11 protein-coding genes are annotated in these 13477 nt (G+C 71.9%); 5 read left to right on the top strand and 6 right to left on the bottom strand.

Going from position 1 to position 13477, the window contains the following annotated elements:
- Positions 1 to 36 precede the first annotated feature (36 nt).
- Complete coding sequence (locus ACWC2B_RS00900) at positions 37 to 630, top strand: hypothetical protein (protein ID WP_450714289.1); 594 nt, start codon at positions 37 to 39, stop codon at positions 628 to 630.
- 40 nt (positions 631 to 670) lie between these two features.
- On the opposite strand, the gene ACWC2B_RS00895 is transcribed toward ACWC2B_RS00900, so the two are convergent.
- The 4 genes from ACWC2B_RS00895 to ACWC2B_RS00880 all read right to left on the bottom strand — a co-directional run bounded on the left by ACWC2B_RS00895 (position 671) and on the right by ACWC2B_RS00880 (position 4423).
- Positions 671 to 1681, bottom strand: coding sequence for an LLM class F420-dependent oxidoreductase (locus tag ACWC2B_RS00895; RefSeq protein WP_450714288.1), 1011 nt, complete (start codon positions 1679 to 1681; stop codon positions 671 to 673).
- Between the two features lie 102 nt (positions 1682 to 1783).
- Positions 1784 to 2650: a hypothetical protein gene (locus ACWC2B_RS00890; protein ID WP_450714287.1), complete on the bottom strand. Its 867-nt coding sequence runs from the start codon at positions 2648 to 2650 to the stop codon at positions 1784 to 1786.
- A gap of 144 nt (positions 2651 to 2794) precedes the next feature.
- Positions 2795 to 3772, bottom strand: coding sequence for an N-acetylmuramoyl-L-alanine amidase (locus tag ACWC2B_RS00885; protein ID WP_450714286.1), 978 nt, complete (start codon positions 3770 to 3772; stop codon positions 2795 to 2797).
- 57 nt (positions 3773 to 3829) lie between these two features.
- Positions 3830 to 4423 carry a class I SAM-dependent methyltransferase gene (locus ACWC2B_RS00880; RefSeq protein WP_450714531.1) on the bottom strand — a complete coding sequence of 198 codons (594 nt, stop codon included), beginning with the start codon at positions 4421 to 4423 and terminating at the stop codon, positions 3830 to 3832.
- Positions 4424 to 4647: 224 nt separating this feature from the next.
- Here ACWC2B_RS00880 and ACWC2B_RS00875 point away from each other — a divergent pair, with 224 nt between their 5' ends.
- The 3 genes from ACWC2B_RS00875 to ACWC2B_RS00865 all read left to right on the top strand — a co-directional run bounded on the left by ACWC2B_RS00875 (position 4648) and on the right by ACWC2B_RS00865 (position 9640).
- The gene (locus ACWC2B_RS00875; RefSeq protein WP_450714285.1) at positions 4648 to 6807 is read left to right on the top strand and encodes an acyl-CoA dehydrogenase; all 2160 of its coding nucleotides are present in this window, start codon (positions 4648 to 4650) and stop codon (positions 6805 to 6807) included.
- A gap of 15 nt (positions 6808 to 6822) precedes the next feature.
- A complete protein-coding gene (locus ACWC2B_RS00870; RefSeq protein WP_450714284.1) occupies positions 6823 to 8034 on the top strand; it encodes a lipid-transfer protein in 1212 nt (403 codons plus the stop codon).
- Between the two features lie 178 nt (positions 8035 to 8212).
- Positions 8213 to 9640, top strand: a complete 1428-nt coding sequence (locus ACWC2B_RS00865) for an MFS transporter (protein ID WP_450714283.1) — start codon at positions 8213 to 8215, stop codon at positions 9638 to 9640.
- Positions 9641 to 9731: 91 nt separating this feature from the next.
- Here ACWC2B_RS00865 and ACWC2B_RS00860 read toward each other — a convergent pair whose 3' ends face one another.
- Positions 9732 to 10373 (bottom strand): response regulator, encoded by a 642-nt coding sequence (locus ACWC2B_RS00860; RefSeq protein WP_450714282.1) that lies wholly within the window; start codon positions 10371 to 10373, stop codon positions 9732 to 9734.
- A gap of 387 nt (positions 10374 to 10760) precedes the next feature.
- Between ACWC2B_RS00860 and ACWC2B_RS00855 the strand changes: the two genes are divergently transcribed.
- Positions 10761 to 12191: a non-reducing end alpha-L-arabinofuranosidase family hydrolase gene (locus ACWC2B_RS00855; protein ID WP_450714281.1), complete on the top strand. Its 1431-nt coding sequence runs from the start codon at positions 10761 to 10763 to the stop codon at positions 12189 to 12191.
- Between the two features lie 73 nt (positions 12192 to 12264).
- Here ACWC2B_RS00855 and ACWC2B_RS00850 read toward each other — a convergent pair whose 3' ends face one another.
- Positions 12265 to 13467, bottom strand: a complete 1203-nt coding sequence (locus ACWC2B_RS00850; RefSeq protein ID WP_450714280.1) for a histidine kinase — start codon at positions 13465 to 13467, stop codon at positions 12265 to 12267.
- Positions 13468 to 13477 lie beyond the last annotated feature (10 nt).

Below are 13477 nucleotides of genomic sequence, written 5' to 3'. Positions count from 1 at the left end.
CTGCCGGGGAGGCCGGAACATCCCCCGGAGGTCATCGTGCCCAGTACGTTCCCCATCCGCCGCATAGTCGTGGCGGTCGTCCTTTCCTGCGCCGTCCTGGTGTCGACGACCGCCTGCGGAGGAGAGACCAGAAACGCGGGCGGAACCGCCCAGAACGCCGCCCAGAACGCCGCCCTGACCGCGGCCGAGAGCGGTGCCTCGCCGAGCGCCTCGGCCGAGCGGCAGAAGCTCGCCAAGACGCGCTTCGTCGCCAACGCGGGGCTCGCGGCGGGCGCCGCCTACCAGTGGATCGTGAAGCCGTTCAAGGCCGGCAAGTTCAAGAAGGGCGCCAAGGGCCGTACGTTCGCCCTGGTCAAGGCGGGCCTGGCCGGCGCGTTCACATACAACCGCCTGAAGGCGGCGACCGAGAACGCCAAGGGTGACCCCCTGCTCTCCAAGGCCCTCGCGCCCCTGTCCTCCGGCATCGACTCCCTCAAGGACCTGGGCGGCAAGCTCCGCAAGGGCGACGCGAGTGACGCGGATGTCGGTCAGTTCGAGAAGGTGATCGGCGGGGTCAAGGACGCCGGGGCGGGGGCCGGCGCGCCGGTCAAGGATCAGGTGCCCTCCGCTGGGCAGCTTTCCAAGGGCTGATCCCCCTGTGTCCTCAAGCGGCGGAATCAGCCGAGGGCGCTCAGGCGTTCAGGTCGGCCAGCACCCGTAGCGTGTTCGGGTCCGGTGATGTGACCAGCAGGTCCGTCACCGGACCCGTGCGCCACAACTCCAGGCGTTCCGCGATGCGTTGGCGGGGGCCCACCAGAGAGATCTCGTCGGCGAAGGCGTCCGGTACCGCCAGGACCGCCTCGTCGCGGCGGCCCGCCAGGAACAGGTCCTGGATGCGGCGGGCCTCGTCCCCGTACCCCATGCGGGCCATCAGGTCGGCGTGGAAGTTGCGGGCGGCGTGGCCCATTCCGCCGATGTAGAAGCCCAGCATCGCCTTCACCGGGAGCAGCCCCTCGGCGACGTCGTCGCACACGTGGGCCCGGACCATGGGGGCGACCAGGAAGCCGTCGCGCAGCCCCGTCAGCGAGGCCTCGTACGCGTCCGTACGGGTCGGCGACCAGTACAGCGGGAGCCAGCCGTCCGCGATGCGGGTCGTCTGGGCGATGTTCTTGGGGCCCTCGGCGCCCAGGAGCACGGGGATGTCCGGGCGCAGGGGATGGGTGATGGCCTTGAGGGGCTTGCCCAGACCCGTCCCGTCCGCGCCGCCGTAGGGATGCGCGTGGAAGCGGCCGTCGAGCTCGACCGGGGCCTCGCGGCGCAGCACCTGGCGGATGACGTCGACGTACTCGCGGGTTGCGGTGAGCGGGCTGGAGGGGAAGGGGCGGCCGTACCAGCCCTCGACGACCTGCGGCCCCGAGAGCCCGAGCCCCAGCATCATCCGGCCGCCCGAGAGGTGGTCCAGGGTGAGGGCGTGCATGGCGGTGGCGGTGGGGGTGCGCGCGGCCATCTGCGCGACCGCGGTGCCGAGCCCGATGCGGGAGGTGTGCGCGGCGATCCAGGTCAGCGGGGTGAAGGCGTCGGAGCCCCAGGCCTCCGCCGTCCACACCGAGTGATAGCCCAACTCCTCGGCCGCGCAGGCCAGTTCGAGGTGGGCGGGGTTGGGGCCGCGCCCCCAGTAGCCGAGTGCGAGTCCCAGGCGCATGTGCCGTCCCCTCCCAGTGATCTGACGATCCGTCAGGGGACTGTAGGGCAACGGCCCCCCGCCCGGAAGAGGGCGGGGGGCCGTCGGAGCGCTGCGGGGTGATCAGCCGCGCTGGATGCCCGTGGTGTCCTGGAGGACGCCGCGGCGGCCGTCCTGCGTCTGGGCGACCAGGCCGGGACCGCGCTGGTCGACGGCCAGGTACCAGGTGCCGGGGGCGAGTTCGGCGATCGGGGTGGGCGAACCGTCCTCCGCGTACAGCGGGCGGGCGACGGGGACCGCGAACCAGAACGGGGCGAACTCGCCGGCCGGGGCGGCCGCGGCGGGCTGCGCCTGGCTGTCCTTGTTCGGGTCCGCCGCCGGGGCCGGAGCCGGGGTCTGCGCGCCGAACGGCTGGGCCTGCGCCTGCGGCTGGCCGCCGAGGCTCGGGTCACCGGGCTGCGCACCGTAGGGCTGCTGGGCGCCGGGGTAGCCGTAGCCGCCGGCCGGCTGGGCCGCACCCGGGTAGCCGTAGGGCTGCGGGGCGGCCGGGCTCGGGGCACCCACCAGCGGCGCCTTCAGCGCGGCGACCAGCGGCGAGGCCACGGCGCCCGCGGCGAGCGCCAGCGTGGCGATCAGGCCGAGGATCATGCCGGCGCCGGAGCCGTGCGCGTCGATGATCGTCCAGAACGCGGTCCACGCGGCGAAGACGGTGAACGCGACGCCGAACTGCGCGAGGTCCAGGCCGGCGACCTGCTTCGGCTGCGGCAGCGAGCGGCCGACGACCACGAGCACCGCGCCGATGATGCCCGCCAGGTACATGCTCATCAGAAGCGAGAGCGAGTCCCAGGCGTTCGGCGCGTCGCTGTTGCTCGGGCAGAACTGGCCGGAGCAGCTCGGAGCGGACGTGAGATTCAGGAACGAGGCGATGAACAGCAACACCGCTGCACCGATCACCACGCCGTCGCCTCGTGTGAGGGAGCGGATGTTCACGTAAAAGTCCTCTTTTATGTCGTCTCGTCGGGGCGGTCATCGCTGCCGCCGGTGTACGTGCACACGGCGTGAAGCTCTAGGTGGTTCCCCCTGTGCGGAAGAATCTATCGTCTGGATCTGTGGGCCGTACGGCGGGTCGGGAGCCTACCCGCCCAGGAACGCCATAATGCCGTCCGCGATGCCCTGGGCCGCCTTCTGATGCCAGTCCGCACTCTTGAGAAGCGCCGAATCCCGGGAATCGCGCATGTTGCCGCACTCGATGAACACCTTCGGCACGGTCGACAGGTTGAGCCCGCCGAGGTCGCTGCGGATGTCCAGAGCGGTGCCGTCGCCCACGTAGTTGGAGGCGTTCATGCCTGTGTCCAGGACGAACTTCCCCGCGATCCGCACACCGAGTTCACGCGAAGGCCCCACGATGGGGGCGGTGTCGGCTGCCCCGCCCTTCACCTTCGCGGGCAGGATCACATGGAAGCCGCGCTGGCCCTCGTTCGCGCCGTCCGCGTGCACCGACACGACGGCGTCCGCCTTCGCCTGATTCCCGATCCGGGCCCGCTCGTCCACACACGGGCCGAATGTCCGGTCGCCGTTCTGGGTGAACACGACCTTCGCGCCCTGCTTTTCCAGGATCGCCCTGATCCGGCGCGACACATCGAGCGTGAACTCGGCCTCCGTATAACCGTCGTTGGTCTCGGTGCCGGTGGTGTCGCATTCCTTCTTGTTCGTTCCGATGTCCACCGGCTCATTGATCTCTTGTGTATGCCGGAAATTATTCGGATTGTGACCTGGGTCGATGACGACGGTCTTTCCGGCGAGCGGTCCGACGCCGGACCCGCCCTTGGACGCGGCGGGCGCCGAGGGGGAGCCGGGGGCGCCCGGGGTGGGAGTGGCCGTCACGGTCACCGTCGCGGTGCCGGCGCTCGGGAGCGGGGACCGCGGTGCGTGGCTCGGCAGGGGGAGCACCTTCGGCGGCTTGTCGTCCTGGCTGCCGGGGCTGCTCATCGCCTGCCAGACGAGCCAGCCCGCGAGGGCGGTCGGCGCGAGGGCGGCGAGGGCGACGAGTGCCCGGCCGCGCACACGGCGCGACCGGCTGTCCGGATTCGATGACTCGCTGTCGTACGACACGGGAGCGATGCTAGCCGCGCGACCCTCCCCGGCCCGGGCACTCGACTCCTCGAAGTGTCACAGCGCGGCGGACGTCCGGCGCAGCACCCGCAGCGAGTCCGTCGCCGAGACCTCGGTGAACGCGCCGGACTCAAGGGCGCGCAGGTAGATGCGGTACGGGGCCTGGCCGGTGAACTCGTCCACCGGGTCGGGGAAGACGTCGTGGATGACCAGCGTGCCGCCCTCGGCGAGCTTGGGCGCCCAGCCCTCGTAGTCGGCGGTGGCGTGCTCGTCGGTGTGCCCGCCGTCGATGAACACGAAGCCGAGCTGCCCGCCCCACACCCGCGCGACCTGCGGCGAGCGCCCGACGACCGCGATGACGTGGTCCTCCAGGCCCGCCGCGTGCAGGGTCCGCCGGAAGGTGGGCAGCGTGTCCATCCGCCCCACCTCCGGGTCGACGACGGTGGGGTCGTGGTACTCCCAGCCCGCCTGCTGCTCCTCGCTGCCGCGGTGGTGGTCGACGGTGATCGCGACCGTGCCGCTCTCGCGGGCGGCCTCGGCGAGCAGGATCGTGGAGCGCCCGCAGTAGGTGCCGACCTCCAGGAGCGGCAGCCCGAGCGCCCCGGCCGCGGCCGCCGCCTCGTACAGCGCCAGGCCTTCCCGTACGGGCATGAAGCCCTTGGCCGCCTCGAAGGCGGCCAGGATCTGAGGCTTGGGAGTGGCCACGGCCCGGCTCCTTTGGGTCGTACGTGTGTGGGCGGTCCATGGTGCCGTACGCCGCCGGGGCCGCTCCCGGCGGGCGGGGGATCGAAGGTCACGTCGATCTGACCTTCCGTCAGATTGAAACGTGTTCTACTCTTGCGCCGTTCCGGGACCGGCGACGGGTGAGGGCGTCCATGGGCATCGCGATCACGCAAGAACACCGGGAGCTGGCCGAGGCGGTGCGCGGCTGGCTGGCGCGGGCCGTGCCCGTCGAGGAGGTGCGCAAACTCCTGGACGCGCCCGAGGCCGCCGGGTCCCGCCCGCTGTTCTGGGACGGGCTCGCCGAACAGGGGCTCCTCGGCGTCCACCTCGGCGAGGAGTTCGGCGGGGGCGGCCTTCCCGAGCTGGCCGTCGTTCTGGAAGAGGCCGGGCGCGGGCTGCTGCCCGGCCCGTACCTGCCCGGCGTGCTCGCCGCCGAGCTGCTGCGCCGCGCCGGGCGGCACGAGGCTCTGGTCGCGGACATCGCCGAAGGCCGCAGGACCGCGGCCGTGGCGCTCGGCGCGGGCACGCTCACCGCCGTGGAGGGCGCGGGCGGCTGGGTCCTGGACGGTACGGCGCCGCCCGTACTGGCCGCGGGCCAGGCCGAGTTGGTGGTCCTCGCGGCCGAGGCGCACCACCGCACGCTGTGGCTCGCGGTGGACGCCGAGGCCCTGCGCATCCGTACGCACGCGAGCACCGACCCGACCCGCCCCACCGCCGAGGTGCGGGCCGAGGGAGTCGTGGTCGACGCGGGCCGGGTCCTGGACGTGGACTCCGCGCTCGTCCGCGACCTCGCCGCCCTCCTCTTCGCCGCCGAGTCGTGCGGCACGGCGGCCCGCGCACTGGAGATAGCGGCCGAACACGCCAAGGCCAGGGAGCAGTTCGGCCGCCCCATCGGCCGGTTCCAGGCGGTCAAGCACCTCTGCGCGGACATGCTCGTACGCCTCGAACAGGCCCGCGCGCTGGTGTGGGACGCGGCCCGCGCCATGGACGAGCCCGCCGAGGTGCGGGGCCTGACCGCCTCCCTCGCCGCCACCGCCGTGGACGCCGCCCACACCTGCGCCAAGGACTGCATCCAGATCCTCGGCGGCATCGGCTTCACCTGGGAGCACGACGCCCACCTGTACCTGCGCCGGGCCCTTGTCGCCCGCCAGCTCCTCGGCGCCGGGGACACCCACCGGCTGCGGGCGGTCCGGCTCGCGAGCGAGGGCGCCCGCCGGGAGCTGCGCATGGAGCTGCCGCCGGAGGCCGAGAACTTCCGCGGCCCCGCCCGCGCCGCGATCGAGGCCGTACGGGGCCTGGAACCGGGCGCGGTGAGGCGCGCGCTGGCCCCCACCGGATACGCGGCCCCGCACCTGCCCGCCCCGTACGGCCTGGGCGCGGGCCCTGTCCAACAACTCGTCATCCAGGAGGAGTTGAGGCGAGCCGGGGTCAAGGTGAGCGACCTGGGGATAGCCACCTGGGTGGTCCCCTCGCTCCTCGCGTACGGGACCGGGCCCCAGCAGGGCCGCTTCCTCGGCCCCACCCTGCGCGGCGAGCTGCTCTGGTGCCAGCTGTTCTCCGAACCCGGCGCGGGCTCCGACCTCGCCTCGTTGCGCACCAAGGCCGAGCGCACCCCGGACGGCGGCTGGCGGATCACCGGCCAGAAGGTGTGGACCAGCGCCGCGCAGTGGGCCGACTACGGCATCCTGCTGGCCCGCACCGACCCGGCGGCCCCCAAACACAAGGGACTCACGTACTTCCTCGTCGACATGAAGCGGACGAACGGGATCGACATCCGCCCCCTCAAAGAGATCACCGGGGACTCCCTCTTCAACGAGGTGTACTTCGACGGGGCGCTGCTGCCCGCCGACGCCGTCGTCGGCGAGGTGAACGGCGGCTGGCGGGTCGCCCGCAACACCCTGGGCAACGAACGCGTCCACATGGCCGACCAGTTGACCTTCGACACCGGCCTCGAAGCGCTGATCGCCCGAGCCGGGGAGCTGGACGGGGCGTACCGGGCCCGGATCGGCGCGCTTGCCGCCGAGGCGCACGCGCTGGCCTGCATCGGCCTTCGTACGACCATGCAGCAGGTCTCCGGCCTGGAACCGGGTGCGGGTGCCAGCATCCGCAAGCTCGTCCAGACCCCGCACCAGCAGAAGATCGCCGAACTCGCCCTGGAACTCCTCGGTCCCGACGGCGCGGCCGTCGAGGGCCCCGGAGAGCGGGCCGTGCACGGCTTCCTCATGTCGCGCTGCCTGACCATCGCGGGCGGCACCACCCAGGTCCAGCTCAACGTCGTCGCCGAGCGCATCCTCGGCCTGCCCCGAGACTGAAGGGTTCCCCTTGACATGAAGAGCTACATCGTCGGTGTAGGCATGACCAGGTTCGAGAAGCCGGAATCCCGGGACTGGCAGTACTGGGACATGGCGAGGGAGGCGGGCGGCGCGGCACTGGCCGACGCGGGCATCGGCTACGGCTCGGTGGAGCAGGTCCCGGTCGGCTACTGCTTCCAGGCCTCGACGGCGGGCCAGCGCGCGGCGTACGAACTGGGGTTGACGGGGGTTCCGGTCTACAACGTCAACAACAACTGCGCCACGGGGTCGAGCGCGCTGATGCTGGCGCGGCAGTTCGTGGAGGGCGGCGTCAGCGACTGCGTGCTCGCGCTCGGCTTCGAGAAGATGAAGCGGGGCGCGCTGGGCGGCGGCTCGGACGGCGGGGCCCGCGGCGAAGCCGCTCATGCTGGGGGCAGGACGTCACCCGTCGCCCGCCACTACGGGATCATGGCGGCCCGCCACGGCTTCGAGATGACGCCGCCCACCGCGCAGATCTTCGGCAACGCGGCGCGCGAGCACATGGAGCGGTACGGGACGACCGCGGCGCAGCTCGCCGCGGTGGGCGCCAAGAACCACCGGCACTCGGTGAACAACCCCAACGCGCAGTTCCAGGACGCGTATTCGGTCGAGGAGGTCCTGGCCGCGAAGACCATCCACCGCCCGCTGACCAGACTCCAGTGCTCGCCGACGTCGGACGGGTCGGCGGCGGCGGTGGTCGTCTCGGAGCGATTCGTCGACCGAAATGGCCTGCGGGACAGGGCAGTTGAGCTGGCCGGCCAGGCGATGACGACCGACACGGAGGAGTCGTTCGCCTCGGGAAGCTGTATCGACGCGGTCGGCCGGCCGATGTCGCGGGAGGCCGCGCGGCAGGCGTACGAGAACTCCGGCCTCGGCATCGAGGACGTCGACGTGATCGAGCTGCACGACTGCTTCTCGATCAACGAGCTGCTCACGTACGAGGCGTTGGGGATGTGCGGGGAGGGGGAGTCGGGGAAGCTGGTCGAATCCGGGGCGACGACGTACGGGGGCCGGTGGGTGGTGAACCCGTCCGGCGGCCTGATCTCGAAGGGGCATCCGCTGGGGGCGACGGGGCTGGCGCAGGCGGCGGAGCTGGTGTGGCAGTTGCGGGGCGAGGCGGGGGCCAGGCAGGTGCCGGGCGCGCGGGTGGGCCTGGCCCACAACATCGGCCTCGGGGGTGCGGCTGTGGTGACGGTGCTGCGGCGGTAGACGACGGTGGTGGTGATCGCCACGGCGGTGGTGTTCACGCCGAGCACGGTGATGCCGCCTTCGGCGCAGAGGGGCCGGGGGGAGCCGCGAAGGGCTTCGGACCTAGGACTTTCGAACCGCCGGGATTGCGGCCAGAAAGGGATGCAAGGAGCACCGGCTAGCTGCAACCATTACCCGCATGCGCCAAGCCCCCGCTGACACCCACATATCCGCGCCCACCCGACCCCCCCGCACCTGGCCGGTCGTACTCGCCGCCTGCGCGGGCCAGTTCCTCGTCGTGCTGGACGTCTCCGTCGTCAACGTCGCCCTCCCCTCCATGCGCACCGGCCTCGGCATGAGCGCCGAAGGGCTGCAGTGGGTGGTCAACGCGTACGCCATCGCCTTCGCCGGGTTCATGCTGCTCGGCGGTCGCGCGGGCGATCTGTACGGGCGCAAGCGGATGTTCCTCGTGGGGCTCGGCCTGTTCACCGCGGCCAGTCTCGGCGGCGGGCTCGCGCAGGAGGGCTGGCAGCTGCTGCTCGCCCGCGCCGCGCAAGGGCTCGGGGCGGCCGTGCTGGCGCCCGCCACCCTCACCATCCTGACCGCCGCGGTCCCGGAGGGCGCCGCCCGCACCCGGGCCATAGGGACCTGGGCGGCGGTCGGCGCGGGCGGCGGCGCCGCGGGCGGGCTCGTCGGGGGCGTGCTCACCGACGTCCTGTCGTGGCGATGGGTGCTGCTCATCAACGTGCCCGTCGGCGCGCTCGTGCTGCTCGGCGCCGCGCTCTGGATCACCGAGTCCCGGGCGGACCGGCGCCACCGGCTCGACCTGCCCGGCGCCGTCCTCGTCACGGCCGGCCTCGCCACTCTCGCGTACGGCATCGTGCAGACCGAGGCGTCGGGGTGGGGCGCCGTCGCCACCCTTGCCCCGCTCCTCGGCGGAATCGGGCTGCTGCTCGTGTTCCTTCTCGTCGAAGCGCGTGCCGCCGCCCCCCTCATGCCGCTGAGGCTCTTCCGGCTGCGGGCCGTCTCCGCCGCCAACGCGGTGATGTTCGTGTGCGGCTCCGCGATGTTCTGCACCTGGTTCTTCATGACGCTGTACGCCCAGAACGTGCTCGGCTACACCCCGCTGGGCGCCGGGCTCGCTCTGATCCCCAGCTCGCTCAGCGTGGTGCTCGGCTCGAAGCTCGCGCCGCGCCTGATGCCGAGGACGGGGTCGCGGAACCTGACCGTCCTGGGCGTGCTGGTGACCGCGGCCGGGTTCGGGTGGCAGTCCATGATGCGGGCCGACGATCCGTACTGGCTCTCGATCCTCGTGCCCGGCATCCTGATGATGACCGGCGCCGGTCTCGCCACAACTCCCCTTGCGGCGCTGGCCACTTCGGGCGCCGCGCCGAGCGAGGCCGGGCTCGTTTCGGGGCTCATCAACACGTCCCGGACGATGGGCGGGGCGCTGGGCCTCGCGGTGCTGTCGACGGTGGCGGCGTCGCGCACGGGATCGTCCGTGACCCCCGAGTCCCTCACCGCCGGGTACGCGCTCGCCTTCCGCGTCGGCGGGTTCGTGCTCCTTGGCAGCGTGGCACTGGCGTTGGTGTGGCTGCCCCGGGCGGTGAGCCCCGCCGGGCGCTGAACGCCGCCAGGGCCTGTCCGGCGGATCGGGTCGCCGTCGAGGTGGTTCCGCCTTGTGGCGCGTCTCTGACGAGACCCGCCGGGCGCAGGCCCTACAGCCAGCCCTGCTGACGGGCCGACCGTACGGCCTCCATGCGGTTGCGGGTGCCGGTCTTGCCGATCGCGGACGACAGGTAGTTGCGCACCGTCGACTCCGACAGGTGCAGCTTGCCCGCGATGTCGGAGACCGTCGCCCCGTCCACCGAGGCGTTCAGGACGTCGCGTTCGCGGGCGGTCAGGGGGCTCGGGCCCGCGCTGAGGGCGGCGGCCGCGAGCGCCGGGTCGATGACCGTCTCGCCGCGCAGGACCCGGCGGATCGCCTCAGCGAGGTCCTCGACCGGGCCGTCCTTCACGAGGAACCCGGCGGCGCCGGCCTCCATCGCGCGACGCAGATAGCCGGGGCGGCCGAACGTGGTGAGGATCAGGACCCGGCAGTCCGGGACCTCCTCGCGGAGCTCGGCGGCCGCGTCCAGGCCGCTCTTGCCCGGCAGCTCGATGTCCAGAAGGGCCACGTCGGGCCGGGAGTTGAGGGCCTCGGGCACGATCTTGTCGCCCGCCGAGACCTGGGCGACGACCTCCATGTCCTCCTCAAGCCCGAGCAGCAGGGCGAGCGCGCCGCGCATCATGCCCTGGTCCTCGGCGAGGAGGACTCTCACGGATCTGGCGGGGCGGTGGTTCTCGGGCATCTCGTCCATGGGGCCAGGCTACGGGCAGCGCGCCGTGTGCAGGACAGTAGGAACCCTGGCCGGCAGGCGCGGGCGCTCCCGCGATCGTCTGGCGCAGGGCACCCGCAATGACGCAATGAGCACCAAGCCCGTGCCCGCGCCCCTCACCGCACCCCACGCCAAAGGGCCCTGCAGTCAAGGGACTTGAGGGCTCCTGGTTTCATCCCGCGCACGTTTCCGCTCGCGAATCGTGCGCGAGGTGTTGACGCTGATCACCGGATCCCTATCATCCAATTGATCGACACTTCGACCCTTGTTCGAGATATCGGACGTCCCTGACCGCGTGCACCGCACCGGCATCCGGACAGCCTCTGACGGGGTGGACCGGAGCCGCTTGCCCAAGGATGACGAGGCCTTATGTACAGACGTAGTTCCAGCCACAGGCATCCGTCGGCGGTGCTCGCCGCCGTGGTTGCGGCCCTGGCCGCGTTGGCGGCGCTGCTCGTCGCCGGCCCGGCTCAGGCGGCCACCAGCGGCACAGTGAAAGGTGTTGCTTCCGGGAGGTGTCTCGATGTGGCGGGCGTCAGTCGGACCGACGGCGCGAACGTGCACATCTGGGACTGCCACGGTGGAATCAACCAGCAGTGGACGCTGACGGACAGCGACCAGCTGAGGGTGTACGGCGACAAGTGCCTGGATGTCCGGGGCGGCGCCACCACGTCCGGGACCCCGGTGCAGATCTGGACGTGCAACGGCAGCGCGAACCAGCAGTGGCGGGTGAACTCCGACGGCACGATCGTCGGCGTGCGGTCCGGGCTGTGTCTGGACGTATCGGGCGGCGGTACGGCCAACGGCACGGCGGCGCAGATCTGGTCGTGCCACGGCGGCGGCAACCAGAAGTGGACCGGCCTGTCCCGGGCGAGCAACGCGTGCGCTCTTCCGTCGGCCTACCGGTGGACCTCGACGGGTCCGCTGGCGGAGCCGGCGAACGGGCAGGTCGCTCTGAAGGACTTCACCACCACCACGTACAACGGCAAGCACCTGGTCTACGCGACCACCTCCAACGGAACGTCGTGGGGCTCGACGGGGTTCAGTCCCTTCACGAACTGGTCGGACATGGCGACGGCCGGCCAGACCAGGATGAACGAGTCCGCGGTGGCGCCTCAAGTGTTCTACTTCGCGCCCAAGAACGTCTGGGTGCTGGTGGACCAGTGGGGTCAGTGGCCGCTCTACTACCGCACGTCCAGCGACCCCACCAACCCCAACGGCTGGTCCGCCCGGCAGCCGCTGTTCACCGGCAGCCTCCCCGACGGCCCCGGGCCGAACCAGAAGAACGCGCCGATCGACCCGACCATGATCGCCGACGACCAGAACATGTACCTGTTCTTCGCCGCTGACAACGGCAAGATCTACCGGGCGAGCATGCCGATCGGGAGCTTCCCGGGCAACTTCGGCTCCTCGTACACGACGGTCATGAGCGACACGAGGGACCTTCTGTTCGAGGCGCCGCAGGTCTACAAGGTCCAGGGCCAGAACCAGTACCTCATGATCGTTGAGGCGCTGGGGGCGAACCGCTACTTCCGCTCGTTCACCGCTTCCAGCCTGAACGGTCCGTGGACCGTCCAGGCCGGCAGCGAGAGCAGCCCCTTCGCGGGCCAGGCCAACAGTGGTTCCACCTGGGCCCAGGGCGTCAGCCACGGTGACCTGGTCCGCAACAACCCCGACCAGACCATGACCATCGATCCCTGCAACCTGCAGTTCCTCTACCAGGGCCTCCCCAACAACACGAAGGAACCCGACTACATGAAACTGCCGTACCGGCCGGGCCTGCTCACCCTGCAGCGCTGACCCGCCACCCACCGCGTCGAGGAACCCCGGCCGTGCGTCGGCCGGGGTTCCTGCGGTTCGTCACTCAAGGGCGTCAGCCGTGCCCCGGCACCCCCGTCAGCTCCGCGTCCAGGGCCGCGTCCTCCGGGTCCACCGGGAGTTCCGCGCTCACCTGGAAGCCGGCGCGCGGCGCGGGGCCCGCGGTCAGGGAGCCGCCCGCCGCGGCGAGGCGCTCGGTCAGGCCCTTCAGTCCCGTGCCGCCGATCCGGGGGGCCGGGGCGGGCGCGGCGGGCGCGCCCTTGCCGTTGTCGGTGACCGTCAGGGTCACCCGCTCCGGGGTGCCCTCGACCACGATCTCGCAGCGGCTCGCGGCACTGTGGCGTACGACGTTGGTGACCGCCTCGCGGACCACCCAGCCGAGCAGCGCCTCGGCCTGCGCGGGCAGCGGCGGGCCCGACTGGCGTACCAGCGGCTCGACTTCGGCGGCGCTCAGGGCCGAGCGGGCCCGGTCGAGCTCGGTGGCGAGGCTGCCCTCGCGGTAGCCGGTGACGGCCTCGCGGATCTCGGTCAGGGCCTGGCGGCCGACCGACTCGATGTCGGCGACCTGGCCGAGCGCCGCGTCCAGGTCGCGCCGGGCGATACGGCGGGCGGCCTCCGACTTCACCACGATCACCGACAGCGTGTGGCCGAGCAGGTCGTGCAGATCGCGGGAGAAGCGCAGGCGCTCCTTCTCGACCGCGGTACGGGCCAACTCCTGCCGCGTGTCGCGCAGTTCGCGGACCGTCTCGGAGAGGGAGAGGAGTGCGGAGATGACGAGCCCGGACAGGAACGTGCCGTACGCGATGGTCATGTTGTCCCACGGGTCACCCGTCTTGAACCCCGAGATCACCCCCACCGAAGCCGCGAGCGTGATGATCACGAAGCCGAGCCGCCGGTCCCGCAGCGCCGCGCCACTGGCCAGTGAGAGCAGGGGGAAGAACAGCAGCCAGACGCCGCCGTAGCCGATCCCGATGGCATAGGTGACGGCGGCGAGCGCGCCGAGCAGGATCAGTGTCGGCCTTTCCTCGCGCCGCTGCCTGTCCAGGGCGCGGAAGGCGACCATCGCGTACAGGACGGCGAAGGCGAGGATGCCGAGGCCACCGAGCCAGGGGCAGGGCACCTTGCCCTTGGCCACCTCGACGGCGGCGCCGGACCCCATCAGGAGCCACGGCAGGAAGGTGTAGCCGTTGGCGGGCGGGCCGGGGAACTCGTCGGCCTTCTCGCCCCGCGGCGGCAGCTTCGGCAGCAGTGATGGCATCGTGTTCTCC

The organism is Streptomyces sp. NPDC001415 (assembly GCF_053597395.1).
The sequence above is the reverse complement of the archived record's forward strand: the minus strand, read 5'-3'. Positions and strand labels throughout refer to the sequence as shown.

Bases quoted from the DNA above. Each gene is read 5' to 3' on its own strand.
- ACWC2B_RS00895 (WP_450714288.1), bottom strand. From the start codon at position 1,681: ATGCGCCTGGGACTCGCACTCGGCTACTGGGGGCGCGGCCCCAACCCC.
- ACWC2B_RS00880 (WP_450714531.1), bottom strand. From the start codon at position 4,423: ATGCCCGTACGGGAAGGCCTGGCGCTGTACGAGGCGGCGGCCGCGGCC.
- ACWC2B_RS00875 (WP_450714285.1), top strand. From the start codon at position 4,648: ATGGGCATCGCGATCACGCAAGAACACCGGGAGCTGGCCGAGGCGGTG.
- ACWC2B_RS00870 (WP_450714284.1), top strand. From the start codon at position 6,823: ATGAAGAGCTACATCGTCGGTGTAGGCATGACCAGGTTCGAGAAGCCG.
- ACWC2B_RS00865 (WP_450714283.1), top strand. From the start codon at position 8,213: ATGCGCCAAGCCCCCGCTGACACCCACATATCCGCGCCCACCCGACCC.
- ACWC2B_RS00860 (WP_450714282.1), bottom strand. From the start codon at position 10,373: ATGGACGAGATGCCCGAGAACCACCGCCCCGCCAGATCCGTGAGAGTC.
- ACWC2B_RS00855 (WP_450714281.1), top strand. From the start codon at position 10,761: ATGTACAGACGTAGTTCCAGCCACAGGCATCCGTCGGCGGTGCTCGCC.
- ACWC2B_RS00850 (WP_450714280.1), bottom strand. From the start codon at position 13,467: ATGCCATCACTGCTGCCGAAGCTGCCGCCGCGGGGCGAGAAGGCCGAC.